Origin of the sequence: Sphingomonas naasensis (assembly GCF_004792695.1) — a bacterium.
GTDB classification, from domain to species: Bacteria; Pseudomonadota; Alphaproteobacteria; order Sphingomonadales; family Sphingomonadaceae; genus Sphingomonas; species Sphingomonas naasensis.
Genome location: NZ_SRXU01000004.1, coordinates 286,592 through 311,845, shown reverse-complemented (window position 1 = coordinate 311,845; position 25,254 = coordinate 286,592). Strand labels below are relative to the sequence as shown.

At 67.6% G+C, this 25,254-nt stretch carries 17 protein-coding genes; 6 read left to right on the top strand and 11 right to left on the bottom strand.

The genetic code is table 11. From position 1 onward, the window contains the following. The first annotated feature begins 46 nt into the window (after positions 1-46). Entirely contained in the window at positions 47-1,159 is a 1,113-nt protein-coding gene (gene dnaN, locus E5A74_RS11445; RefSeq protein ID WP_135984959.1) for a DNA polymerase III subunit beta, read from the top strand. A 262-nt stretch (positions 1,160-1,421) separates the two neighbouring features. Here the strand turns inward: dnaN and E5A74_RS11440 are convergent, their stop codons facing one another. Then, positions 1,422-1,763 (bottom strand): hypothetical protein, encoded by a 342-nt coding sequence (locus tag E5A74_RS11440; protein ID WP_135984957.1) that lies wholly within the window; start codon positions 1,761-1,763, stop codon positions 1,422-1,424. A gap of 99 nt (positions 1,764-1,862) precedes the next feature. Here E5A74_RS11440 and E5A74_RS11435 point away from each other — a divergent pair, with 99 nt between their 5' ends. After that, a complete protein-coding gene (locus E5A74_RS11435) occupies positions 1,863-2,624 on the top strand; it encodes a Coq4 family protein (protein WP_135984955.1) in 762 nt (253 codons plus the stop codon). A gap of 4 nt (positions 2,625-2,628) precedes the next feature. Here the strand turns inward: E5A74_RS11435 and E5A74_RS11430 are convergent, their stop codons facing one another. Continuing rightward, positions 2,629-3,318: a hypothetical protein gene (locus tag E5A74_RS11430; RefSeq protein ID WP_135984953.1), complete on the bottom strand. Its 690-nt coding sequence runs from the start codon at positions 3,316-3,318 to the stop codon at positions 2,629-2,631. A gap of 32 nt (positions 3,319-3,350) precedes the next feature. Continuing rightward, positions 3,351-4,163, bottom strand: coding sequence for a hypothetical protein (locus E5A74_RS11425; RefSeq protein WP_135984951.1), 813 nt, complete (start codon positions 4,161-4,163; stop codon positions 3,351-3,353). 74 nt (positions 4,164-4,237) lie between these two features. Here E5A74_RS11425 and recF point away from each other — a divergent pair, with 74 nt between their 5' ends. Both recF and gyrB read left to right on the top strand, forming a co-directional pair. Then, the gene (recF, locus tag E5A74_RS11420; RefSeq protein WP_135984949.1) at positions 4,238-5,311 is read left to right on the top strand and encodes a DNA replication/repair protein RecF; all 1,074 of its coding nucleotides are present in this window, start codon (positions 4,238-4,240) and stop codon (positions 5,309-5,311) included. A gap of 92 nt (positions 5,312-5,403) precedes the next feature. After that, the gene (gene gyrB / locus E5A74_RS11415; RefSeq protein WP_135984947.1) at positions 5,404-7,959 is read left to right on the top strand and encodes a DNA topoisomerase (ATP-hydrolyzing) subunit B; all 2,556 of its coding nucleotides are present in this window, start codon (positions 5,404-5,406) and stop codon (positions 7,957-7,959) included. Positions 7,960-8,026: 67 nt separating this feature from the next. On the opposite strand, the gene E5A74_RS11410 is transcribed toward gyrB, so the two are convergent. From E5A74_RS11410 to E5A74_RS11380, 7 genes are all read right to left on the bottom strand, one after another. After that, on the bottom strand, positions 8,027-8,710 hold the full coding sequence (locus tag E5A74_RS11410) for a Fe2+-dependent dioxygenase (RefSeq protein WP_135984945.1): 684 nt from the start codon (positions 8,708-8,710) through the stop codon (positions 8,027-8,029). Then, positions 8,704-9,402 (bottom strand): tetratricopeptide repeat protein, encoded by a 699-nt coding sequence (locus E5A74_RS11405; RefSeq protein ID WP_135985190.1) that lies wholly within the window; start codon positions 9,400-9,402, stop codon positions 8,704-8,706. The genes E5A74_RS11410 and E5A74_RS11405 overlap by 7 nt, the downstream gene beginning before the upstream one ends. After that, on the bottom strand, positions 9,399-11,888 hold the full coding sequence (locus E5A74_RS11400) for a TonB-dependent receptor (RefSeq protein WP_240699769.1): 2,490 nt from the start codon (positions 11,886-11,888) through the stop codon (positions 9,399-9,401). Before E5A74_RS11400 ends, E5A74_RS11405 begins: the two co-directional genes overlap by 4 nt. 349 nt (positions 11,889-12,237) lie before the next feature. Continuing rightward, positions 12,238-14,442, bottom strand: coding sequence for an aldehyde oxidoreductase molybdenum-binding subunit PaoC (gene paoC, locus E5A74_RS11395; protein WP_135984941.1), 2,205 nt, complete (start codon positions 14,440-14,442; stop codon positions 12,238-12,240). A 5-nt stretch (positions 14,443-14,447) separates the two neighbouring features. Further along, positions 14,448-15,398, bottom strand: a complete 951-nt coding sequence (locus E5A74_RS11390; protein WP_135984939.1) for an FAD binding domain-containing protein — start codon at positions 15,396-15,398, stop codon at positions 14,448-14,450. Continuing rightward, positions 15,395-16,030 (bottom strand): aldehyde dehydrogenase iron-sulfur subunit PaoA, encoded by a 636-nt coding sequence (paoA, locus tag E5A74_RS11385; RefSeq protein ID WP_135984937.1) that lies wholly within the window; start codon positions 16,028-16,030, stop codon positions 15,395-15,397. Before paoA ends, E5A74_RS11390 begins: the two co-directional genes overlap by 4 nt. 169 nt (positions 16,031-16,199) lie before the next feature. Further along, on the bottom strand, positions 16,200-22,010 hold the full coding sequence (locus tag E5A74_RS11380; protein WP_166745778.1) for an Ig-like domain-containing protein: 5,811 nt from the start codon (positions 22,008-22,010) through the stop codon (positions 16,200-16,202). 394 nt (positions 22,011-22,404) lie between these two features. Here E5A74_RS11380 and E5A74_RS11375 point away from each other — a divergent pair, with 394 nt between their 5' ends. After that, on the top strand, positions 22,405-23,367 hold the full coding sequence (locus E5A74_RS11375) for a hypothetical protein (protein ID WP_135984933.1): 963 nt from the start codon (positions 22,405-22,407) through the stop codon (positions 23,365-23,367). Here E5A74_RS11375 and E5A74_RS11370 read toward each other — a convergent pair. Then, on the bottom strand, positions 23,364-24,215 hold the full coding sequence (locus tag E5A74_RS11370) for an oxygenase MpaB family protein (RefSeq protein WP_135984931.1): 852 nt from the start codon (positions 24,213-24,215) through the stop codon (positions 23,364-23,366). The two genes, E5A74_RS11375 and E5A74_RS11370, sit on opposite strands and share 4 nt — an antisense overlap. A gap of 109 nt (positions 24,216-24,324) precedes the next feature. Between E5A74_RS11370 and E5A74_RS11365 the strand changes: the two genes are divergently transcribed. Continuing rightward, positions 24,325-25,224 carry a L,D-transpeptidase family protein gene (locus E5A74_RS11365; RefSeq protein ID WP_240699768.1) on the top strand — a complete coding sequence of 300 codons (900 nt, stop codon included), beginning with the start codon at positions 24,325-24,327 and terminating at the stop codon, positions 25,222-25,224. The last annotated feature ends 30 nt before the right edge of the window (positions 25,225-25,254 follow it).

Here is a 25,254-nt window from a genome sequence, read left to right as displayed (position 1 = left end):
ATTCGCCAGCGCCCGGATTCGTGCGCGGCACCGGGGGTTTTGAGTGATGAAGGCGACGATCGAACGCGCAACTCTGTTGAGGGGCCTCAGCCACGTCCAGTCGGTGGTCGAGCGGCGTAACACGATCCCGATCCTCTCCAACGTGCTGATCGAGGCGCAGAGCGGCGGGACGATGCGGCTGATGGCGACCGATCTCGATCTGCAGATCGACGAGACCATCCCCGCCGCGGTCGACCAGCCCGGCGCGATCACCGTCTCGGCGCACACGCTGTTCGACATCGTGCGCAAGCTGCCCGAAGGCGCGCAGGTCGAGCTCGCCGCCGCCGAGGGCCGGATCACGGTCAATGCCGGCCGCGCCAAGTTCACGCTGGCAACGCTGCCGCGCGACGATTTCCCGATGATCGCCGAGGGCGAGCTGCCGACCACGTTCGAGCTCCCCGCCGAGACGCTCAAGCAGATCATCGACAAGACCCGCTTCGCGATCTCGACCGAGGAGACGCGCTATTATCTGAACGGCATCTTCCTGCACGTCACCGATGAGGCGACCCCGCTGCTCAAGGCCGCGGCAACCGACGGCCACCGCCTCGCCCGCGTCACCGTGGCGCGCCCCGACGGCGCCGACGGCATGCCCGACGTGATCGTGCCGCGTAAGTGCGTCGCAGAGCTCCGCAAGCTGCTCGACGAAGTCGACGGTTCGGTCGGCGTTTCGCTGTCGGGCTCGAAGATCCGCTTCGATCTCGGCCAAGCGATCCTGACCTCGAAGCTGATCGACGGCACCTTCCCCGATTACAGCCGCGTCATCCCGACCGCGAACGACAAGATCCTCAAGATCGACCCGAAGAGCTTCATGCAGGGCGTCGACCGCGTCTCGACGATCGCCACCGAGAAGACCCGCGCGGTCAAGATGGCGCTCGACCGGGACAAGATCACCCTGTCGGTCACCAGCCCCGAAAACGGCGCCGCCGCCGAAGAGGTGCCCGGCGACTATGCCGCGATGCCGTTCGAGATCGGCTTCAACAGCCGCTATCTGATGGACATTCTGGGCCAGATCGAAGGCGATCTCGTCGAGGTTCACCTTGCCGACGCCGCCGCGCCGACGCTGATCCGCGAGAATGACAGCGCGCCGGCGCTCTATGTTCTGATGCCGATGCGGGTGTGAATCGCGGCGAGCCGAGCCGCGAGTTATCCACGTAATTCCGCGAGTCGCATCAATACGTAGGATTTTGTTTCCACCTGCCGTGTTACAGCGTTGTCATGCACGGACTTGAGGCCCTGGTATCGTTCAACGACCGCCGCGCACGCGAAGAGCGCGAGCGGGCGGAGTGCGCTGCCAATTCGCGCGACCGTGCGCTGCACCTCGAAATGGCGTCGATCTTCCAGCGCCGCGCCGAGGTTCGGAAGCGCCTGCTTCAGTAATCCCGCTATTGCGCCTTGATCGCGCTGACGTCGGCACGGGCGCGATCATTGACTGCGCGCACCCGGGCATCGGCGTGACGCTCTACGATCCGCGCTTCCTTGCGCAAGGCTTCGGCGCGGGTCTTGAGCCGTTCGGCGTCGAAGGCATTGGCGAGCCCGGCCTGGCCGACGATGGTGTCGGCCTCGGCGCGCATCGCCGCGGACTCGTTGCTGGCGGCCGAGCGGATCGAGTCGGCTTCGTTGCGCGCGGCATCCTGGATATTGGCAATCTGCGCCTGCTCCGGCGTTTGCGGACCACAGCCGACGAGCGAGAGGCCCGCAAGGGTTGCGAAAGTGATGCGGCGCATCGGTTTCTCCCTGTTCGCGGAATCAACGCTGGACCGAATTGAACTTTCCGGCAAGCTTTGTTATTTACATCAGTGTCAGTAGTTTGATCAGGGCAGATTATGGCGACGCAGGCACAAGAGCCGTTCAATCCCGGCATCCCGATGAAGCGCGAATGGGGCACCGCGCTCTTGGCGCTGCGCCGGCTGCTGTCGAACGGCGACGACACCGAGCAGGTGTTCCGCATCATGCGCGCGCTCAACGGCGACGTCACCCAGAAAAATTACCGCAAGCTGCTCACCGTGCCCGGCGGCGGCAAGCTCGCCTATCGCCGGCTCGAGCTCGCCGAGCGGCTCTCGGACCGCACCTGGATCGACGGCTTCGCCGAAGGCACCGTCGGCGCCACCTATCGCGCCTTTCTCGACGCGACCGGCTATTCGGCCAAGGGGCTCGAGCAAGTCAGCATGAACGCGATCGGCGTCGAGGCGTTCAACATCGAGCATCCCTATGCGTGGATGGGCCGCCGCGAACGCGACATCCACGATCTCTGGCACGTGCTGACCGGCTACAAGGCCGACGAGCATCTCGGCGAGGCGTGCCTCGTCGCCTTCTCCTATGCGCAGACCGGCGGGCTCGGCTGGGCGTTCATCGCGGCCGGCGCGGCGCTCAAGAGCATCCGCATCACCGGCAAGCTCGATTTCATCCGCGCGGTGCGCGAGGGCTATCGCAACGGCAAGAAGGCCGGCTGGCTGCACGGCGAGGATTACGAGGCGCTGCTCGCCGAGCCGCTCGAATCGGTGCGCCGTCGGCTCAACATCGCCGAGCCCAAGGCGTATCGCGTCGCGCAGGCGAGCCTCGCCGCAGCGGGACTCACCGGGATCTGAGGCTTCAGGGCCGCGGCGGCGGCGGTGGCGTCGGGACGACGACCGTCGCGGTCGTCCGCTTGCTCGACAGCTTCGAATCCAGAGTCGATGCGTCGATCACCGGTCCGGGCAGCGCGAAGCGGGCGGCGTCGATCGCAGTGGTGCTCACCGATTTGAGCCGCACCTCCGCCATCAGCACGAACCGCAAAGGCGTGCCCTTGGCGAATAGCTCGCGCATCGTGTCGCCAAGATTTGCCATCGGGAGCACGTCGCCAAAAGCACGCAGGGCAGAATCGACGGTGCCCGCGAGGATCTTGCCGACCGGCGCGAGATCGGGATCGGCGCTCATCACCGCTTCGATCTTGTTCGCGCCGGGCTTGTCGATACCGGCCGTCCACAAAGTGCCGCGCCGTCCGCCAACCGCTTCGTCGCCGACCTTGGCGAGCGCCAGGTTCTGCTGGGTCGCCAGGCTGCGCGGCGTATCGCTGCGCAACTTGGCCGCGACAAGGTCGAGAAACGCCTGCCGTTCGACGACGCAGGGTTCGGACTGCTGAAAGATCACGACATATTCGGCGCCGGCGCGTCGCAGCAGCATGAACTGGCCCGCGAGCTCGACGCGATAGTCGCCGCCGTCGTCGACCTCGACGGAAAGCTCTTCGCTTCCGAGCTGGTAGCGCGCGGTTACATCGGCCGCCGCCGGCAGGGGCGCGCACAAGAGCGCCCCTGCCAAGACAGCACGCCAGTGCATCACTTCTTCCGCGGTGCCGGTGCCGCGGCCTTGGGCGCGGGCGCGGGAGCCGCTTCGCCCGGCGGCATCGCGATCGGCGGCTGGCCAGTCGGTGCCGCCGCCTGCGCGGCGCGCATGCGATCGCGCTCCTCGGTCAGCCGCTTCTTGAGCGCCGCCTTGTCGAGCACCGCCGGCAACGCGAAGGTCTTGGCATCGATCGGCCCCTTTTCGAGCTTGTCGAGCTTGAGCGTGTTGTCGAAGCGCAGCACCATGCCCTTGTCGAGCATCTCCTGGATCAGCTTGTCGAAGCTGCCGCTGCCGCCCTGAAGCTGCTGCATCGCGGCACCGAGCCGGGTCTGCATCGACAGCGCCTTGCCGACATGGGCGAAGGCCGGATCGCTGTTGATCACCGCGTCAGAGGTCTGGCCCGCGGGCGCTTTCGTCGGATCCTTGGGCGTGATTCGCCAGATCTCGCCCTTGATCCCGGCGACCGTATCGGTGCCGGTCTTGGTGAGCTCGAAGTCGCCCTGCGCCGGAGGCGTTTGCGGCTTCGCGCCGTCCTCACGCATCAACTCGCCGATCACCGCGAGGAAATCGGTCATGTTCGCCGCAACCGATCCCTTGCTGTCGGTGATCAGCATATAGTCGACGCCGCCCTTGTGGACGAGCGCCTGCTGCCCGCTTTCGAGGCGCGCATCGCCATTGGCGGCCGCCTTGACGATGACCGTGCCGGCCCCGCCACCCACGGCATAATGCGCAGTGACATCCTCGGGCGCTTTGGAACAGGCGGCGAGAGCGAGCGCCGCGACGGCGGCGATGCAGAAACGGATCATGGATTCTCCTTTGCGCGCCTTCATCGGCGAAGCGCTGTCCGGCGGCAAGTGGTTGCGCTAGAGAAGTCGCGCAAATGGCCGTTTCGCGACTTGTCCTCACCGATTTCCGCAACCATCGCGACGCCGTGCTCGCGCCCGGCGCCGGCTTCGTCGTGCTCACCGGCGAAAATGGCGCGGGCAAGACCAATGTGCTCGAGGCAGTATCGCTGCTCGCGCCCGGCCGTGGCCTGCGCCGCGCACCGCTTTCGGAAATGGCGTGCCAAGGCGCGAGCGGCGGCTTCGGCGTCGCGGCGACGCTCGGCGATGTCGAGATCGGCACCGGCACCCAGCCCGACGCGCCCGAGCGCCGGCTGGTGCGGATCAACGGCGCGCCCGCCGCGGCGACCGCGCTCGCCGAATGGGTGACGGTGCTCTGGCTGACCCCGGCGATGGATCGGCTGTTCGTCGAGGGGCCGGGCGAACGCCGCCGCTTCCTCGACCGGCTGACGCTCGCGCTGGCGCCGGGCCATGCCCATCATGCGACGCGCTACGAAGCCGCGATGCGCCAGCGCAACCGGCTGCTTGCCGACGAAGCGCCCGCCGATCCCGAATGGCTGACCGCGCTCGAGGCGCGGATGGCGGAGCATGGCGCCGCGATCGACGCCGCGCGGCGCGAGACCGTCACGGCGCTCGCCGATCGGATCGCCGTCCAACCGCAAAGCCTGTTCGCGCGCGCCGGGCTCGACATCGAGGGCTGGCAGGGCGATGCCGGCGCTCTCGTCCGCGCGCTCGCCGAGGGCCGCCGCCGCGATGCCGCCGCGGGCCGCACGCTGGCCGGGCCGCACCGCGCCGATCTGCTCGTCACGCATCTGGGCAAGGGCCAGCCCGCCCATCTCTGCTCGACCGGCGAGCAGAAGGCGCTGCTGCTCGGCCTCGTCCTCGCGCATGCCGAGCTCGTCGCCGAGCGCGTCGGCCGCGCGCCGATCCTGCTGCTCGACGAAGTCGCCGCGCATCTCGATCCGGGCCGCCGCGCCGCCTTGTTCGATCGGCTCGCGGGGAACGGCCAGGTATGGATGACCGGCACCGAGCCGGGGCTCTTCGAAGCAGTGCCCGGCAAGGCGACCCGCTACGAAGTGGCGGGAGGCGCCATCATGCTGCGCGAAGGATGAAGCGCTTCATCGGCAAGAAGAAACGCTGAGGAACGGCGAAACGCCCGCGCGCCGGCGCCATTTTGCTTCCGTTTCGTGACGCCCAACCCTATATGCTCGGCATGGCAAATACCGACGACCAGACTCCCGAAAACCTTCCCAACGCGAACGCCTACGGCGCAGACTCGATCAAGGTCCTCAAGGGCCTCGATGCGGTGCGCAAGCGCCCCGGCATGTACATCGGCGACACCGACGACGGCTCGGGCCTCCACCACATGGTGTTCGAGGTCTCGGACAATGCGATCGACGAGGCGTTGGCCGGGCATTGCGACAAGATCATCATCCAGCTCAATCCGGACGGGTCGGTCTCGGTCGAGGATAACGGCCGCGGGATTCCCACCGGCATCCACTCCGAGGAGGGCGTCTCGGCGGCCGAGGTCATCATGACCCAGCTCCACGCCGGCGGTAAGTTCGAGAACACGTCGGACGACAATGCCTACAAGGTGTCGGGCGGACTCCACGGCGTCGGCGTGTCGGTGGTCAACGCGCTCAGCGAATGGCTCGATCTCAACATCTGGCGCGACGGCGAGGAGCATTACATGCGCTTCGCCTATGGCGACGCCACCGCGCCGCTCAAGGTGATCGGCACCGCGCCCGAGGGCAAGAAGGGCACGCGCGTGACCTTCCTCGCCTCGACCGAGAAGGTCCCCGGCGATGGCGGCACCTTCAAGAACCAGATCGAGTATGATTTCGAGAAGCTCGAGCACCGCTATCGCGAGCTCGCCTTCCTCAATTCGGGCGTGCGGCTGTTCCTGCGCGACGCGCGGCACGAGGATGTGAAGGAAGTCGAACTCTATTACGAGGGCGGCATCGCCGCTTTCGTGAAGTATCTCGATCGCAACAAGACGCCGCTGATGCCCGATCCCGTGGCGATCGCCGGCACCCGCGACGACGTGACGATCGACGTCGCGCTCGAGTGGAACGACAGCTATTACGAGAACGTCCTCTGCTTCACCAACAACATCCCCCAGCGTGACGGCGGCACCCATCTCGCCGCGTTCCGCGCGGCGCTGACCCGCACGATCAACAGCTATGCCGACAAGTCGGGCATGCTGAAGAAAGAGAAGGTGACGCTCACGGGCGACGACATGCGCGAGGGACTCACTGCGATCGTCTCGGTCAAGCTGCCCGATCCGAAGTTCAGCTCGCAGACCAAGGACAAGCTGGTCTCGTCCGAAGTGCGCCAGCCGCTCGAGGCGCTGATGGCCGACAAGCTCGCCGAATGGCTCGAGGAAAATCCCGCGGTCGCGCGCCAGATCATCCAGAAGGTGATCGATGCCGCCGCCGCCCGCGAGGCGGCCAAAAAGGCGCGCGAGCTCACCCGCCGCAAGGGCGTGATGGACATCGCCTCGCTCCCCGGCAAGCTCGCCGACTGCCAGGAGCGCGATCCCGCCAAGTCCGAGCTGTTCCTCGTCGAGGGTGATTCGGCCGGCGGCTCGGCCAAGCAGGGCCGCGACCGCCATTTCCAGGCGATCCTTCCGTTGCGCGGCAAGATCCTCAACGTCGAGCGCGCGCGCTTCGACCGGATGCTGTCGAGCCGCGAGATCGGCACGCTGATCCAGGCGATGGGCACCGGCATCGGCCGCGATGACTTCAACCTCGAGAAGCTGCGCTACCACAAGATCGTCATCATGACCGACGCAGACGTCGACGGCGCGCATATCCGCACACTGCTGCTGACCTTCTTCTATCGTCAGATGCCCGAGATCATCGAGGCCGGGCACCTCTTCATTGCCCAGCCGCCGCTCTACAAGGCGACGCGCGGACGCTCGGAAGTCTATCTCAAGGACGATAGCGCGCTCGACCAGTATCTGGTCGATGCCGGGGTCGGCGCCAATGTGCTCGAGGCTTCGGGCGGCGCGCGCAGCGGCGACGATCTGCGCGAGCTGGTCGAGCATGCCCGCCGCATGCGCACGCTGATGCGCTATGTGCCGCGGCGCTACGATCCGATGATCATCGAGGCGCTGGCGCTGGGCGGCGCGTTCGATCCTGCCGCCTCGCGCGAGCAGCATGCCGAGAGCCTGAAGTCGGTGGTGACGCGGCTCGACGCCGCCGATGCCGATGCGCGCTGGACCGCGCGCGTCACCGAAGACGGCGGCTATCATTTCGAACGGCTGTGGCGCGGCGTGACCGATCACCACATCGTCGAGGCGGCGTTCCTCGTCTCGGCCGAGGCGCGCAAGCTCCACGCGCTCGCGGCCGAGCAGGCGCCGAGCTATCTCGTCCCGTCCAAGCTGGTGCCGTCCCGCGCGATCGCGGCGAACGAGATCGAAGCGGCGCAGGCGCTCGAAGCGGAGGAGAATGGCGAGGCCGTCACCGTCGCCAAGGGCGAGGCGCTGGTCTCGCGGCCGAGCCAGTTGCTCGACGCGATCCTCGCCGCGGGTCGCAAGGGTCTGGCGATCCAGCGCTACAAGGGCCTCGGCGAGATGAATGCCGAGCAGCTCTGGGAAACCACGCTCGATCCGACGAACCGCTCGATGCTGGTCGTCCAGGTCGATCAGGCCGACGTCGCCGATGCGATCTTCACCCAGCTGATGGGCGACGTGGTCGAGCCGCGGCGCGAGTTCATCCAGGAGAATGCGCTGAGCGTCGCCAATCTAGACGTGTGATCGGCTTTCTCAAATCGGTGGCAATGCCCGCGCCGCCGATTTCTGAATGCGCTTCTTCGCGGCGCGGTCAGGCGTCGGCCCAGCTCCGCAGGAGGTTGTGGTACACGCCGGTCAGCTCGATCACCGAGCGATCGCCGCCGCCGAGTTGCCCGGTCAGCCGCTGCACCGTTTGGTCGAGCTCGAACAGGATGCGGCGATTGCCGGCGTCGCGGACCATCGACTGGAGCCAGAAGAACGACGCCACCCGCGTCCCGCGCGTCACCGAGGTGACATGGTGCAGGCTCGACGAGGGATAGAGCACCGCGTGCCCCGCGGGCAGCTTGACCCGCTGCTCGCCGAAATGGCTCTCTACCACGAGCTCGCCGCCGTCATAGGCGGCAGGGTCCTCGAGGAAGACGGTCATCGACAGATCGCTGCGCACGCGGAACTCGCTACCGCGCTGGATGCGGATGGCATTGTCGACATGCGTGTCGAACGCCTGCCCCGCGCCATAGCGGTTGAACAGGGGCGGAAAGACCTTGAGCGGCAGCGCCGCCGCGAAGAACAGCGGCGAATTCCCCAGCGCATCGAGGATGAGCGCGCCGGCGTCGCGATGCGCCGCGCTGCCCTCGGGCAATTGCTCGTTGCGCTTGGCGAGCGCGGATTGCGCGCCCGACGTGACGTTGCCGTCGATCCATTCGGCGCCGTCGATGATCGCCCGGAGCCGCGCAACCCGATCGGCATCGAGCAGTTCGGGAATCGCGATCAGCACAATGCTTCCTCCAGCTCCGGCCAGCGCGAGGCGCGCAGCCATGCCCGAACCTTGTCGGCAAAGGCCGGCGTCGCCGCCTCACGGCACCGCAGGAGCCAGCCGCGCGCGGCCTCGACGTCGCCGGCGCCGAGCAGCATCCGGGCGTGGTTGAACGCGCCGCGAAAGTCGCCGCCTTCGGCCGCCTGTCGATAGCATATCGCCGCCTTCGCCATGTCGCGCCCGACCACCCAGCCATCCTCGTGGAAGCTGCCGACATAGTTGATCGCCTTGGCGTTGCCCATCTCCGCCGCCTTCCCGAACCAGCCGAGCGCCGCTGCCTTGTCTTCCGTCACGCCCTCACCGAGCGTCAGCGCGGTAGCGTAATTGTACATCCCCCAGTCGAGCCCGCGCTCCGCCGCGATGCGAAAACACTCGGCGGCGCGATCCTTGTTCACCGGGGTGCCCCAGCCGAGATCGTAGCACCGCCCGACCATGTTGAGCGCCATCAGATGGCCCTGCGCGGCCGCCTTGTTGAACCACGCGAAGCCCGCACGTGGATCGTCGCCGTCGAGCAGCATCTGGCCATAGACGGCCTGCGCCTCGGCCACCCCGGCCTCGGCCCCCTCGCGGATCAGCGCCGCCCGCTCCTCCGGCGAACCGAAAAGGCGAGCGGCGATCTCCTCGGGGGAGACAGAGTCGAGGCGCGTCGTCAGAACTTGATTCCGACCGTCGCGAAGGCCGAGCGACCGGGCGCGATCGTCGCATAGTGCGACGAATAGACCTGACTGAAATAGGCCTTGTCGGTGAGGTTGTTGACGTTGACGCTGACGTCGACATGCGCGTTGACCTGATAGGCAAGCCGGGCATCGAAGCGCCAATAGCCGGGGATGGTGCGCGACAGGACCTTGGTAGCCGGGTTCACGGTCACCACGCCCGCGGCGGTCTGGGTCGCGCTGCGATTGTCCTGATAGCCGCCGAACTGGCGCCCCGAGTAGAAGGCGCCGCCGCCGATGCTGAGGCCGCCGGCGGGCTTGACCGTCGCCCAGAGCGTGAAGCTGTCCTTCGCGGTCTGGGTGGCCTGACGGCCGGTGGTGACCGCGGGGACGAGCACCGTCTTGGCCGCCTGGATGGTGGTCGTCACCCCACCCGCGGTCCGGGTGATCGCTGGCGCGGTCAGGACCGTGAAGCCGCCATCGACGATCTTTGGATCGAGCCGGGTGTAGCCGCCGAACAGCGCGAGCCACGAGGTGACGTTGCCGTTGAACGTCGCCTCGACGCCACGGATGCGGCGCTTGCCGATGAACTCGACGGCGCCGGTCGGCCCGGTGGCGCGGGCATTGTCGGTGTCGGTCTGGAACGCGGCGATGCCGAGCGCGAGCTGCTCGTCGAACACGCTCGCCTTGGCCCCGACCTCGTAACTCCTGGTCTTCTCGACCTTGAGACCGTCGAGCAGCGCCAGCGCCGCCGCGGTGTTGGTGGTGCCGAGGCTGTTGGGCTCCTGGCCCTCGCCGAGCAGACTGTTGGGTGGCGTCGCCGCGGTCGCATAGCTCGCATAGAGGCTGGTGTTGCGCGTCGGCTTGAACACGAGACCGGCCTGCCAGTTGAACAGATCGTCGGTGCGCTCGAGCGTGAAGGCGCTGGTCTGCCCCGCCGCGAAAGCCGGCGTGACCTTCGAGGTAAAGTGATCGAAGCGCGCGCCGAGGTTGAGGATCAGCGACGGCAGCAGGGTGATCGAATCGAACGCATAGGCCGAGAGCGTCTTGGCCTCGTTCTGCGTTTCCGACGTGGTCGGCCCCTTCGCGATCGGAGTCTGCACCGTCGAGGTATCGCTGGCGTAGTTGACCCAGGGATCGTCGGGGTTCGGGTTGAACAGGCTGGCGCAATAGTAGCGCGCGATCGTGGAGGCGTTGCAGCGCGGGCTGACCGTCGAGCCGCTCGCCGAGACGAAGGCGCCGCGCCGCGCTTTCTCCCAGCTCACTTCAGCGCCGACCGCGAAGCTGTGCTTGATCGCGCCGGTGTCGAACCCGCCGAACAGATCGAGCTGGTCGGTCAGTGCTTCGGTATAGCCGTAGCGCGTATTGCCGCGCCGCCACACATAGCCCCCGGTGAGCACGTCGCCGCGCGCCCCCGCCGCGCCGGTGGTCGGGTTGGTCGCGGCCGTGCCGAAGACATTGCCCTGGCTGTCGTCCGGCAGCAGGAAGATATAATCCTGCTGGTTGTGCGAATAGCGCGCGGTGTTGCGGAGCGTGATCCCCCCGAAATCATGCTCGAAGCGTAGCGATGCCTGATGCGTGGTCGCATCGCGGAAATCGCGCGCCTTGAGGCCGTAAAAAGTATCGCGCTCAACCTTGCCGACGGTGCCGCCCGCGGTGCGGATCGTGCCGAGCGCGGGAGTGGTCCAGATCTCGCCAGTGCCGGGCGCGTTGGCGAGCGTATAGAGGAACGGCAGGCCGCTGTCGGGCAGCTCGTGGCTCTCGAGATAATAATAAGACGCGGTCAGGCGCGTGTCGGTGCCGAGCCCGATCGTGAACGACGGCGCAATGCCCCAGCGGCGCTGCCAGATCGCGTCGCGGCCCGCGACGTCCTGATCATGCCACATCGCCGCGATCCGCACCCCGATGCCGTCGCCGAGATATTGGTTCACGTCGATCGCCGCATGCTTGTAGTCGGCCGTTCCGAAGCTCGCGGTGGCGCGGACGAAATCGGTCAGCTGCGGAACCTTGGTGATGATGTTGATCGAGCCGCCGGCGCTGCCGCGACCGCCCAGCGTCGAATCCGAACCGCGCACGACTTGCACCTGCTCGACCGCGAAGACGTCCCGGGTCTGGGCCGCACTGTCGCGCACGCCATCGACAAAGGTCGAGCCCTGGCTGTCGAAGCCGCGGATGAAGGGGCGGTCGCCGACCGGGTTGCCGCCCTCGGCCGCGCCGAAGGTGATGCCGGGTACCGTGCGCAGCGCATCGGCCAACGTCGTCGAGCCGGTCTGCTCGATCACGTCCTTGGGGAGGATGACGACCGAGCGGGGGGTATTCTCCACCGTTGCCGTTGCCTTGGCGCCCTGCAGCTCGCGGCGCTCACCGGTAACGACGACCTGATCGCTGTCCTCGGCGGTGCGATCCTGGCCGTCGCTATCGATGTCCGCGGGCACCGGATCCTTGTCAGCGGCATGCGCAGCCGGGCCGGTGGCGATGAATCCCACGCATGCGAGCGCAAGGAATGCCGGGGATGCGGCGGTGTTCGAACGACTCACGGAAAGGCCCCTTTGCTTTTTGCAGCGTGTTGAGCCGAGCAGCTATTGCGATTGCGTCACGACGTCAATGCTATTGCGACTAAATCTCAACATCAATTGGCGGCGAACCGCGGACGAGGGGACACCGGGAGGGCGCTCCCGCTATCGGACTCGGCCGCGCGACCGGCCCGCCGGGACCAGGGCCGCAGGCGCTGGCCCGCACCCGCGCGCGCTCTGCGGGCGGCGGAAACAACGTTGCCGCGAGGTTGCCGGGATAGGGTGCGAATTTGCGTTTACGCGCCCGGCGCAGGCGATCGACTTATGGCGAGCCCTGGGGACCGGCCGTCGGCAGACGATCGAGCATCTTGTCGAGCGTGACCGGATAGTCGCGCACGCGCACGCCGGTGGCGTTGTAGGCGGCGTTGGCGACCGCTGCCGCGACCCCGCAGATGCCGAGCTCGCCGACGCCCTTCGCCTTCATCGGCGACGAGATCGGATCGACCTCGTCGAGGAAGATCACTTCCTGGTGCGGGATGTCGGCATGCACCGGAACCTCGTAGCCGGCGAGATCGTGATTGACGAAAAACCCGAAGCGCTTGTCGATCGCGAGCTCCTCCATCAGCGCCGCGCCCGCCGCCATCGTCATCGCCCCGATCACCTGGCTGCGTGCGGACTTGGGATTGAGGATCCGTCCCGCCGCGCACACCGCGAGCATGCGGCGGATGCGGGTCTCGCCGGTATAGCCATGCACCGCGACCTCGACGAAGTGGCCGGCAAAGGTCGATTGCTGGTAGCGCTTGGCGAGGTCGCCAAACTCGATCGAGTCCTCGACGACGATCTCGCCGCCGGCCGCCGCGCGGGCGAGCGGCGCGCTGCGATTGCCCGAACGGACCTTGCCGCCGGTAAACACGGCATCGGCCGAATTGAAGCCGAGTTTCTGGGCAACCGCCTCGCGCAGCTTGACGCAGGCGGCATAGACGCCCGAGGTCGCGCTGTTCGCGCCCCATTGCCCGCCCGAGCCCGCCGAGACCGGGAAGCTCGAATCGCCGAGCTTCACGTCGACCCGATCGAGCGGAACGCCCATCATCTCGGCCGCGGTCTGGGCGATGATCGTATAGCTGCCGGTGCCGATATCGGTCATGTCGGTCTCGACGATGATCCGGCCGGCGGGGCTCAACCGGACGCGCGCGCCCGATTTGGTCACCAGATTGTTGCGGAACCCCGCCGCCACGCCCATCCCGATCAGCCACACGCCGTCGCGCACGGCAGCGGGGGTGGCGCTGCGCCGGCTCCAGCCGAAACGCTCTGCGCCGCGCTGCAGGCATTCGATCAGCTGACGTTGCGAGAAAGGCCGTTCGGGCTTCTCGGGATCGACCTGGGTGTCGTTGAGGATACGGAACTGGATCGGGTCCATCCCGAGCTTTTCGGCCATCTCGTCGATCGCGATCTCCAGCGCCATCAGCCCCGGCGCCTCGCCCGGCGCGCGCATGGCGTTGCCCTCGGGCAGGTCGAGCGTCGCCAGCCGCGCGGTGATCAGCCGATTGGGACCCGCATAGAGCAGCCTGGTCTGCTGGACGGCATTCTCGATGCCGCCGCCGGGCAGATCGCCCGACCAGCTCTCGTGGCCGATCGCGGTGATCTTGCCCTCACGCGTCGCGCCGATGCGGATCCGCTGGAGCGTCGCCGGCCGGTGCGTGGTGTTGTTGAACATCAGCGGCCGCTGCAGGGCGACCTTGACCGGACGGCCCGCCGCCTTCGCGCCCAGCGCCGCGAGGATGGCGTCGGCACGGACGAACAGCTTCCCCCCGAACCCGCCGCCGATATAGGGCGAGATCAGCCGCACCTTGTCCTTCGGGATGCCGAGCGTCCTGGCGACGTCGCCCCGGCCCCAGTTGATCATCTGGTTTGCGGTCCACAGGGTCAGCTGGTCGCCTTCCCATGCCGCGATCGAGGCGTGCGGCTCCATCATCGCATGCGCCTGATCGGGCGTATGATAGGTCGCGTCGATCGTCACCGGCGCCGCGGCAAAGGCCGCCGCGAAATCGCCGACCTTGATGTCCTTCTGATCCTTCGACGGCTGCGCGCTCTCCTTCGCCGCATGCAGATCGAAGGCGCCCTTGCCGCGCGCATAGTCGATCCGGACCAGCGCCGCGGCGGCGCGCGCCTGCTCGAAGCTCTCCGCCACGACCAGCGCCACGGCCTGGTGATAATGCTCGATCTCGGGCCCGCCGAGCAGATTGGCGGTGTTGAAATCGCCTTTGGTCAGCTTGCCGGCCGTGTCAGCGGTGAGGATCGCGAGCACCCCGGGCGCGCCCTTCGCGGCGCCCGGATCGATCGACGCGATCCGGCCCTTGGCGATCGCGGCGCCGACGACATAGCCATAGGCCGCGTTCGGCGCCGGGTTCTCATACGCATAGGGCGCGGTGCCCGTGGTCTTGAAGCGGCCGTCGATCCGGTCGGTCGGCCGGCCGACCACCTTGAGCTGGTCGATCGGATTGGTCCCGGCTGGGGTGTCGAACTTCATGGCGATCAGCCCCTGGTCTGCGCCAGCACCGCGCCGAGCGTGCGCTCGACCAATGTCAGCTTGAACGCGTTGTCGCCGGTCGGCTTCGCGCCGGCGAGCAATCCCTCCGCCACGGCTTTGGCGCCACGCGGTAGCGCTGCCTCTGCGGCCTCAACTCGCCAAGGCTTGGGCGCGATGCCGCCCAGCGCGACCCGGCCGCTGCCGTCGCGCTGGACGATCGCGCCCACCGAGACGAGCGCGAAGGCATAGGAGGCGCGGTCGCGCACCTTGTGATAGACATGCGTGCCGCCCACCGGTGCCGGCAGCGTCGCCGCGGTGATCAGCTCGCCTGGCTCGAGCACGGTGTCGATGTGCGGCGTGTCGCCGGGCAGGCGATGAAAATCGGCGATCGGGATCGCGCGCGTGCTGCCGTCGGGCTTCACCGTCTCGACGGTCGCGTCGAGCGCGCGCAGCGCGACCGCCATGTCGCCCGGATAGGTGGCGATGCACGCCTCGCTCGTCCCGATCACGCCGAGCTGGCGGCTATAGCCGCCGATCGCCGCGCAGCCGCTGCCGGGCTTGCGCTTGTTGCACGGCTGGTTGGTGTCGTAAAAATAGGGGCAGCGCGTGCGCTGGAGCAGATTGCCCGCGGTCGTCGCCTTGTTGCGCAGCTGGCCGGAGGCGCCGGCGAGCAGCGCGCGCGAGAGCAGCGCATAGTCCTTGCGCACCCGCTTGTCGGCGGCGAGATCGGTGTTGCGCACCAGCGCGCCGATGCGCAGCCCACCCTCGGGCGTGGGCTCGATCCGGTCGAGCCCGATGCCGTTGACGTCGATCAGATGCGTCGGCGCCTCGATCTCGAGCTTCATCAGGTCGAGCAGGTTGGTCCCGCCCGCGATGAACTTCGCGCCCTGGGTCCGCGCCGCAGCGCTGGCCGCCTCCGCGGGCGTGGCGACGCGCTCATAGCTGAACGGCCTCATCCGCGCCTCCCGGCGATTTCGGTCATCGCCTCGAGGATGTTCGAATAGGCGCCGCAGCGACAAATATTGCCGCTCATCCGCTCGCGCATCTCGTCATTTGTCGCGCGCGGGCGGGCGTTGAGATCGCGCGTGACATGGCTGGGCACGCCCCGGCGGATCTCGTCGAGCACCGCGACCGCCGAGCATATCTGGCCGGGCGTGCAATAGCCGCATTGATAGCCGTCATGCTTGACGAACGCCGCCTGCATCGGGTGGAGCTTTTCCGGCGTGCCGAGGCCCTCGATCGTGGTCACCTCGTCGCCCTCGTGCATCACTGCGAGGCTCAGACAAGAATTGATCCGCCGGCCATCGACGATGACCGTGCAGGCGCCGCACTGGCCGTGATCGCAGCCCTTCTTGGTGCCGGTCAGATGGAGATGCTCGCGCAGCGCGTCGAGCAAGGTCGTGCGGGTATCGACCTCGAGCTCGCGCTTCTTGCCATTGACCGTCAGCGCGACCTTCATCGCGGCAGGCATCGGTTGCGATGCAGGCGCGATCTCGGCGCGCGCCGGCGGAATGCTTGCGATCGCGAACGAAGCGCCGCCGCTGGCCAGAACGCCGCGCCGGGTGATGCCGAAATCGTCATCCTTCATATCGTCCTGGCTCCCGTACCGCAGCGAACGCGTATCGCGACGCTGCGGTTCAACGACCTCGACGATATCGCGTCCGGCGCCGCGGCTCCAGCCGCCTCGCGCCGCCGCGGGATGCCTTTTGCACACGCGAGACCGCGGCGCCTTTGCGCGCGCCGCGGCTGCGGAGCGATCAGAACAAGCTGTCGAAGTGATGCTCGAACAGTTTGAAATGGAGCGGCGATATCTCGCCCCACTCGCCCGGTTGCGACGCGAATGCGGTCGTCTCGGCGGCACCCGGCACATGCTGCTCGCCGGGGGCGAGGAAGCCGTGCATCACGTCGCTGCTTCCCGTCGAATAGTCATCGTCGAGCCCCGCCACATGGCCGAGTTCGTGCGCCACCACCGTCAGCAGATCGATACCGCCGGTCGGCGCCGCGTCACCGGACCATCCAAAGCCCGCCGCATTGGCGTCGATCAGCACGCCTTGGCTGGTGTGCAGCCCGAGATCGAGCCCCGCCAGTTTGGAGACCGCTACCGCCGTGCCGCGCATCGCGGCGATCTGGTCGGCGCTCGCGCCGGCATCGGCCCAGAGCTGGATCGCCGCGGCGACGGCCGCATCGAGCTGCGCCTGCCCGAGCAGGGTGCCGGCCATGGCACCCTGCGCCACGAAGGCAGCCATCAACGGGCTGGGGTTGTCCGGCGTCTGCACGACGCCGCCCGCGGGCGCGGTCGCGGTTCCGGTCTGGGTGACGACGATATTCGTCGCGGTCGCCGTCGGCGTGTTGCCATTGGCGTTCCACGTCGCCGCCGCATCGTCGTCGAGCCCCGGCCCGCCCTCGACAAACCCGCCGAGGAAGATCCGCGGATCGGTGGTGGCGTCGAGGTCCGAGGTGCGCAGGCGCAGAAGGTTGGTCGGCCCGCCAGCGACCACGTCGTTGTTGATGATGTTGACATAGACCTGGTTGGTCTCGCCCGCCGTCGACGAGCCCGCGGTGATGTTGATGTCGGCGAGCGCGGTGGTGTTCGAATCGAGGGTGTTGTTGTCGAGCGTCAGATCGAGCCGGGCGTCGCCGAAGCGCGCCTGGGCGTCGATCGCCGAGCTGCCATTTCCGGCGCCCATCGTGATGCTGTTGTCGCGCACCTCGACGATCGCCGTGGTGCCGGTGTCCTGCGGCAGGACGCGCACGCCCGCACCGCTGGCATTGGCGGTGATGTTGTTGTCGTTGATCCGCCCCTCTACGTCCGCACCGGTCGACGCCGTGACGTTGACCGCATTGCCGCCGCGGCTCTGGATCGTGTTGCCGATGACGTTGAACGCGAATTGCGCGCCGTCGCTGGCGTTGAGATCGACGCCGGTGCCGATCGCCGCCTCGCTGTCGATCAGGTTGTTGACGATATCGACGGTGACCACCGAGTCGTCGTCGGCGATGACCTGGATCGCCTGGGTCCGCAGCCGCACGAAATCGCTGTCGACGATGTCGATATTGGTGGCAGGCGCGCCAGGCGCACTGCTGAAGCTGCGGAACTGCAACCCGCCATCGCCATTGCCGTTCGCCGGGCCGCCCAGCGAGACGGTCTGGCTGTCGCGGATGGTGACGTTGTCGAGCACCAGATTGAGACCGACATCGGTGTTTACGATGTCGAGCCCGTTGGTCTCGGAGAAGGAGATGTCGGTGTTCGAGATCGACGAATCGCCCGAGAGGTTGCTGAACTCGAGCCCGCTCTCGTTCAGGGCGTTGCCGGCCTGGGTGATCGTGCTGTTGTTCATCACGAAATCGGCGACGTTGATGCCGACGACGCCACTGTCGGCCGCGCCGTTGATATCGACATTGTCGAACGACGCGCCGTTGACACCGCTCAGATAGATCGCGCCGTTCGAGTTGCTCACGTCGAGATCGGTCGAGGTGCCGTTGGTCAGATTGGCGTTGGTGAGCGCGACATTGGCGATGCTCACCCCGGCGGTGTTGACCAGCTCGATTCCGCGCACGCCGATATTCTGGATCGTGCCGCCCGAACCATCAGCGCCGGTGCCGGTGATGTGCAGCCCGCCCGCCGATCCGGTGCCGTTGAGCCGGATCGCATAGGCGCCGCCATCCGCCGAGACGCTCTCGAACGTCAGATCGGCCGCACCGATCGCAGTGCCGCTGACCGAGACCGCGACCCCGGTGGTCGAAGTCACGCTGTTGCCCGCGCCGGTTGCGCTCACCGCGCCACCGCCGCTGACGTTCAGCCCCGCGCCGCTGGTGGTGACGATGTCGAGTCCGCCGCCCAGCGCCAGCGCACCGCTGTTGCCGACGAAGTTCACCGCGGTGGTCGTCCCGGTCGAGACCGTACCGCCGCCGGCGAAGCTTGCGCTGAGCGACGACCCGGTGATGTCGATCCCGCCGCCGCCATGCGTGCCGGTGATCGACGTCGCGCCGGTGACGGTGAAGCTGCCGCCGACACCGGCGAGGTCGATCGCGCCGCCACTCGAGCCGGTCGACGCCGCGTCGTTGAGCGTGACGTCGAGCGTGCCGCCCTGATCGATGTCGACGATCTGGCCGGCGCCCGATTTGCCGACATCGCTGATCGTCAGGCTGCCGACGGTGCCGCCGCCATCGGCGATGCCCGCGCCGGTGGTGTCGCCGATGTCGAGCCCCGAGACGTGGTTGTTCTGGGCGAGGTCGATGCCGTTGTTGGTGCCGCCGGTGGTGATGATCGTCGGGCGGCCCGTGCCTTGCTCGATCGTCTCGGCGCCGATCACCAGATCCTGCCCGCCGCCGACCAGCGTCTGGCCGTTCAGCAAATTGATCCCGTCGGCCTCGGAATAGGTGCCGGTGCCTTCGCGCAGATAGACGGTGTCGCCGGTGCCGGGGCCGTCGGGCGTGCCCTGCGCCGCGTTGAACGCCGCGATCGAGGTGAACGGATCGGCCTGGGTGCCCAGATTGGCGCTGCCGGTCGCGGCATTGTCGATGAACCAGACCTGCGTCGCCGCGACATTGACGGTCACCGTCGCGGTGTCGGTCGCGCCGTCGGCGTCGGTGAGCGTGTAGGTGAAGCTGTCGGCACCGCTGAAGCCGACCGGTGCCTCGTAGCTGAACGAGCCGTCGGGGTTGACCGTCACCGTCGCGCCGTTCGCCGAGGTCGCGTCGAACGCGGTGACCGATGCCTGCCCCGGACCGGTGCCGACCCCGCCATCGTCGGTGTCGTTGGCGAGCACGCCTTCGCTGGCATCGACGGTGAGCGTGACGTTGCCGGGCACCGAATAGCTGTCGTCGACCGCGTCGGGCGGGAGATTGTCGGCCTCGCCGGTGATGGTGACGGTGACGTCCTGCGTTGCCGTGCCGCCATGCCCGTCATCGACCGTCACGCTATAGGTCTGGGTGAGCGTCTCGCCTTCGTCGAGGAAATCGATCGCGCTGTCCTCGACCTCGAAATGCCAGCCGACATTGTCGCCGGCCTGGTTGACCGGATCGAGGCTGAAGCTGCCGAGATAGCCGCTTCCCTGGGCTACGAAGCTGGCGCTGTGGGTATCGCTCACATCCGCGTCGTCGAACGCGATCGTGCCGCTGTCGGCGTGGGTGAAGGCGTTCTCGTTGGGATCGCCATTGGGCAGCTCGGTGACCGAACCGCTGGCATCGGTGCCGCCGGCGTCGATCACCGGCGCGTCATTGGTGCCCGTGACCGTGACGGCGATCGTCGAGGCAGCGGTCGCGCCATGCTCATCGGCGATCGAATAGCTCACGCTGACCACCGTGCTCTCGCCCGCCGCGAGATAGTCGAAGTCGGTGCCGGGGACGAACTGCACCTGATTGGCGACAACCGAGGCGCTGCCCTGTCCCGCCGGCGCCGACGCGGTCGTGACGGTGAGCACCGCACCATCGTCGGCGTCGCTGTCGTTGGCCAGCACGTCGATCGTGACGCCGGCATTCTCGCTGGTCGTCGCGCTGTCAGGATTGGCGACCGGGCCGTCATTGGTCCCGGTCACGGTGACCGCGAGAGTCGAGGACGACGTCGCGCCATGCTCGTCCGAAATCGAATAGCTGACCGTCACCACCTGGCTGGCGCCGACCGCGAGATGATCGAAATCGCTGCCAGGATCGAACTGGACCTGGTTGGCGACCACCGCCGCACTGCCCTGCCCCGCGGGAGCCGAAGCGGTGGTGACGGTGAGCACCGCGCCATCGTCGGCGTCGCTGTCATTGGCGAGCACGTTGACGAGGACCGCCGCATTCTCGCTCGTCGTCGCGCTGTCCGGGCTGGCGATCGGACCATCGTTGGTGCCGGTCACCGTGACCGCGATCGTCGAGGCGGCGGCCGCGCCATGCTCGTCCGAAATCGAATAGCTCACCGTTACCACCTGGCTGGCGCCGACCGCGAGATGATCGAAGTCGCTGCCCGGATTGAACTGGACCTGGTTGGCGACCACCGCCGCGCTACCCTGCCCCGCCGGTGCCGAGGCGGTCGTCACGGTGAGCACCGCACCATCGTCGGCGTCGCTGTCATTGGCGAGCACGTTGATCAGCACACTGGAATTCTCGCCGGTCGTCGCGGCATCGGGATTGGCGACCGGGCCGTCATTGGTGCCGGTCACCGTGACCGACACGGTCGAGGCCGAAGCCGCGCCGAACTGGTCCTGGATCGTATAGCTGAGCGTCACCGTCGCGGTCGCTCCGACTGCGAGATGATCGAAATCCGAGCCGGGGTTGAACTGGACCTGGTTGGCAACCACCGCCGCGCTGCCCTGCCCCGCGGGGGCCGACGCCCCGGTGACCGTGAGCACCGCGCCATTGTCGACATCGGTGTCGTTGGCGAGCACGTTGATCAGCACGCTGGCATTCTCGCTGGTCGCCGCCGCATCGGGATTGGCGACCGGGGCGTCGTTGAGACCGGTGATGTTGAAGGTCAGGCTCGCCGTGTCGGACGCGCTGCCGTCGGACACGGTATAGGTGAAGCTGTCCTGCGCCACCTGGCCCTGCGCCAGCGTCTGCGCCGTGGCGTTGAGCACATAATTATAGGTGCCGTTGGCGTTGAGCGTCAGCGTGCCATAGGTGCCGTTGAACACCCCCGGCGCGACGGTCAGCGGATCGCCGTCGAAATCATAGTCATTGTCGAGCACGCTCGCGCTGCCGCTGCTGTAGCTGCCGGCATTTTCGGTGAGCGCCGCGCTGTCATTGGCCGCGATCGGTGCGTTGTTGCCAGTGAGATCGATCGTCACGTCGGCGAATTGCAGCCGCTCGACGCCGAGCAGCAGATCGACGCCGTCGGCGCCCGAGCCGGCCCCGCCCGGGCCGTTGTGCACCACGCTGGCGATCGGGCCGAAGCGATAGATCGAATATTCGAACAGCGAGCCCGAATAGACCGCGGTGTCAGTGCCCGAACCGCCGTCGAGATAGTCGAGCCCGCCGCCGCCGGTCAGCCGATCGTTGCCGTTGCCGCCATAGAGCGCGTCGTTGCCGTTACCGCCCGAGAGAATATCGTCATTGTCGTCGCCCGACAGCTGGTCATTGCCTTCGCCGCCGCTGAGATTGTCATTGCCGGTACCGCCCGAAAGCTCGTCGTCGCCGTCGCCGCCGTCGAGCGTGTCGGTGCCGTTGCCGCCGAACAGCTGGTCGAGCCCGGTGCCGCCATGAAGATAGTCATTGCCGTCATCGCCCCAGAGCGTGTCGTTGTCGGCGCCGCCCGAAAGATTGTCGTTGCCGGTGCCGCCATGGAGCGCGTCGTTGCCGGCGTCGCCATTGAGCGTGTCGTCATTGGCGTCGCCATAGAGTTCGTCCGCGCCCGCGCCGCCGCTCAATACGTCGTTGCCATTTCCTCCCGAGATATCGTCGTCGCCGTCTTCGCCGTAGAGCGAGTCATTGCCGTCGCCGCCTTCGATATCGTCGTTGCCGCTGCCGCCATAGATCGTGTCGTTGCCGCCCCGGCCGTTGAGATGATCGTTGCCGCCAAGGCCGTAGATCGTATCGTCGCCGTTGGAGCCGTTGATGGTGTTGTTGCCGTTATTGCCGGTATAGGTAGCCACATCCGTCTCCTCTTGTTGGCGCGCAACAGGCAAGCAGTTAACGCCGAAAGGAGCGAGGAATCGCAGGTGCAAACATCCGTCCGGCGCAAGCCGCATTTTCCGGAAATATTGCTGTTATCCCAATCCCCCGTCCGATCGCGCCGCTCGACAAGTCGAACGAAACTTTGCCCCGCGCGACTCGATCTTGTTTCGTATCGGAACATGGACAGGTTACTCGCCGATGACTTCGAGTCCATAGAAAATCATCTAAAACGGATCATCACCGGAACGATCTGATTCTGGGCGGAATATTCCCCTCGTCGGCAAGCAGCTGCCGCGGGGCCGGACGCGATCGCGGACGCGACTTGGCGCTTTCCCTCCCGCGCCGCGGCGCTACAGTCAGCTCGGGGGGCACATGCGAACAAAGAACCAATCGACGACAGACTGGGCATCGCTGGCACTGGTGGTACCGCCCGTGCTGATATTCATCGGATCGGATTTGCTGCTCGCCTGGTTCGGCTGGTACGGGCTGGCCCCGCTGCCCTCGCTCGCGCCGCAGCCCCATGCCGATGCTGCCGGCCGGCTCTACATTCTTTCGGCGCTGCTCGCCGCGTGTGGAGTCTCATTCCTGACGTTGGTGCTGTTCGCACGCGATCTTGTCGCCGAATTCGACGCGCGGATGCGCCGGCTGCTGCTCCTCACTTTGCTGACGGGGCTCGTCGTCGGCTCGCTCTGGATGACGCTTTCGGGGCGATATTTTGCCGTGCTTGCGAATCCGCTCGGTATCGACGTGGTCGGCAAGGCCACGGAACTGTTCGGCAGCGTCACGGACGGGGATCGCGACGCGAAAATCGTCGCAACGCGGCTCGATACGCTGATCTTTGTCGCGCGCGCGGGGCTGATGATCGGTGCGGCGCTGACGATCGTCGGCGCGGTATCCTGCCTCGTCCGCCCGCTCCCGCCCCCGGCTGCCAAGGCGCGTGCCTTCCTGCTCCGCCAGCGGCTGCGGCTGCGGCTCTATGTCAACGCCGCCGCGGCGTTGATGGTGGCCTCGATCGTTTTCCAGCTGGCGTGGACGCGCTGGCCGCAGGCGCTGTTCGAGCCGGCGGCGGCCAAGGCCTTTTCGGCGCATGTCGATGCCTTCGCGCTCTATTCCGGAGTGACGTCGTCGCTGGTGATCGCGAGTTTCGCGGTTCCGGTGGTCGCAGGGCTGCGGGCCCGCGCGGCGGCGCTGACCGAGGAAGGCGAGGATGCGGAGGCGCCGGTGCTGCTGGATGCGGGGCTGATGGACGGGCTTGGAAAAATCCTCGTCGTGCTGGCGCCGGCGCTCGCCGGCATCCTTCCAACGATCGCCGATCTGCTCCAGCTGCGCAGCTAGCCGCGAAACGCCCAGCGTATCGTCCGTGCGATCCCGCCGGTGCCGAGCCGGACCAGCGGGGTGGAGAGGCCAGGGCGCGGAAATCCATGCATCCGCCGCGCCCAATCGGGAAGCAGGTCGACCGCCGCCTCGAAGGTCATCGCCTGGAACGGTTTCATCGCCAGATTGGGCGCCGGCTGGGAGAGCACCAGCCGCGCGACTTCGCGGGTACGCGCGTCGACGGCCAGCTCGCGGCGCATCGTGGCGATCAGCGCATCGGCCTCGCCGCGGCTGCGCGGCACCGGATCGGTCCCCAGCGCCTCGGCTATCCGTGCGAACTCCGCGAAATAGCGGTCCTGCTCGGCCATCGCCATGCCCGGCTCGGCGTAGCGGATCCATGCATCGAGAAAGCTCACCGCCTCGGTGACGTGCACCCAGGCGAGCAGACGGGGATCGTCGGCGGCATAGGGGGTGCCGTCGGGAAGAATGCCCTTCACCCGGGTGTGGACCTCGCGCACCTTCGCGATCGCCGCCTCGGCCTCTTCGTCGGAGCCATAGCTGGTCACCGCGATGAAGCGCGCGGTGCGCCGCAGCCGGCCGATCATGTCGCCGCGGAAGCTCGAATGGTCCCACACCCCGGCGAGCACCGCGGGATGGAGCATCTGGAGAAGCAGCGCGGCGACGCCGCCGACCATCATCGTGGTGACGTCGCCATGTACGCGCCAGACCACCGACCCCGGCCCGAACAGGCTCGCCTCGGGCTGGCGCTGGATCGGCTTCTCGCCCTTGGCGGAATCGTTGAACACTGCGCGCACCTGGCCGATCAGGGCGCGCTTGAGCGATCGGGCGACGGGGGCGGCGGGAGTCATCGGCGCCAAGCTAGGGTGTCGCGACGCCCCCGCAACCCCGCAAAAGGATCGTTTCGCACCCGGCGCTTCGCTGGTAGGTCTGATCAGCCATGTCGGGGGATCGCCGTTCTTGCTGAGCCTCAGGCCCGCCTGCGCGCTGGCGCTCGCCGTTGCTGCCTTGCTGGCCGGAGACGCGGGCGGGGCCGCGGTGTCGGCATCGGCGCAAAACCCGTTGCTCGTCGTGGTCGACGTCCGCAGCCAGCGGCTCGTCGCCTATCGCGACGGCGTCGCGGTGGCGGCATCGCCGGTATCCACCGGCAAGCCCGGCTACGGCACTCCGGCGGGCGTGTTCACCATCCTCCAGAAGAAAAGCTTCCACCGCTCGAACCAGTACAGCAATGCGCCGATGCCGTTCATGCAGCGGCTGACCTGGCAGGGCGTGGCGCTGCACGCCGGCGCGCTGCCGGGCTATCCGGCCTCGCATGGCTGCATCCGGCTGCCCCATGATTTCGCCCGGCAATTGTTCGCCGAGACGCGAACCGGGATGACCGTGCTGGTGACCGGCGGCGGGCAGACGACGCGCGGCCGGCCCGTCGCGGGGCCGGCATGGTGGCGTCCCGGGCTGGCGAGCCGGGGGCCGGTCACGATCGTGGTCAGCGGGGTGGACCGCCGGATGACCGTGCTGCGCGAGGGCGTGCAGATCGGTTCGGCGCCGGTGGCGTTCGACGGGACGATCGAGCGCGCCCAGGCGTGGGTGTGGCGGGACGATCGCGGCTGGACCCGGGTGGCGCTCCCGGGCGAGACGCCGGCGACGGAGGTGCGCGCCGCGCTCCCCACGGCCGGAACGACGTCGATCGACCCCTTCCAGCGCGCGCTTGGTGGGGCACTCGGCCCCGGCGCGACGATGCTCGTCGTTCCCGACAGTCTCGCTGCCGGCATCGGCGCGATGCCGGTGCCGGCCCAGCTGTTCGGCGACGAGGAATTGATCGAGGAATGGCTTGCCGACGATATGGTGCGCGGAGGGCGTTGACCCCGCGCCTTTTGCGGTGCAGCAACACGC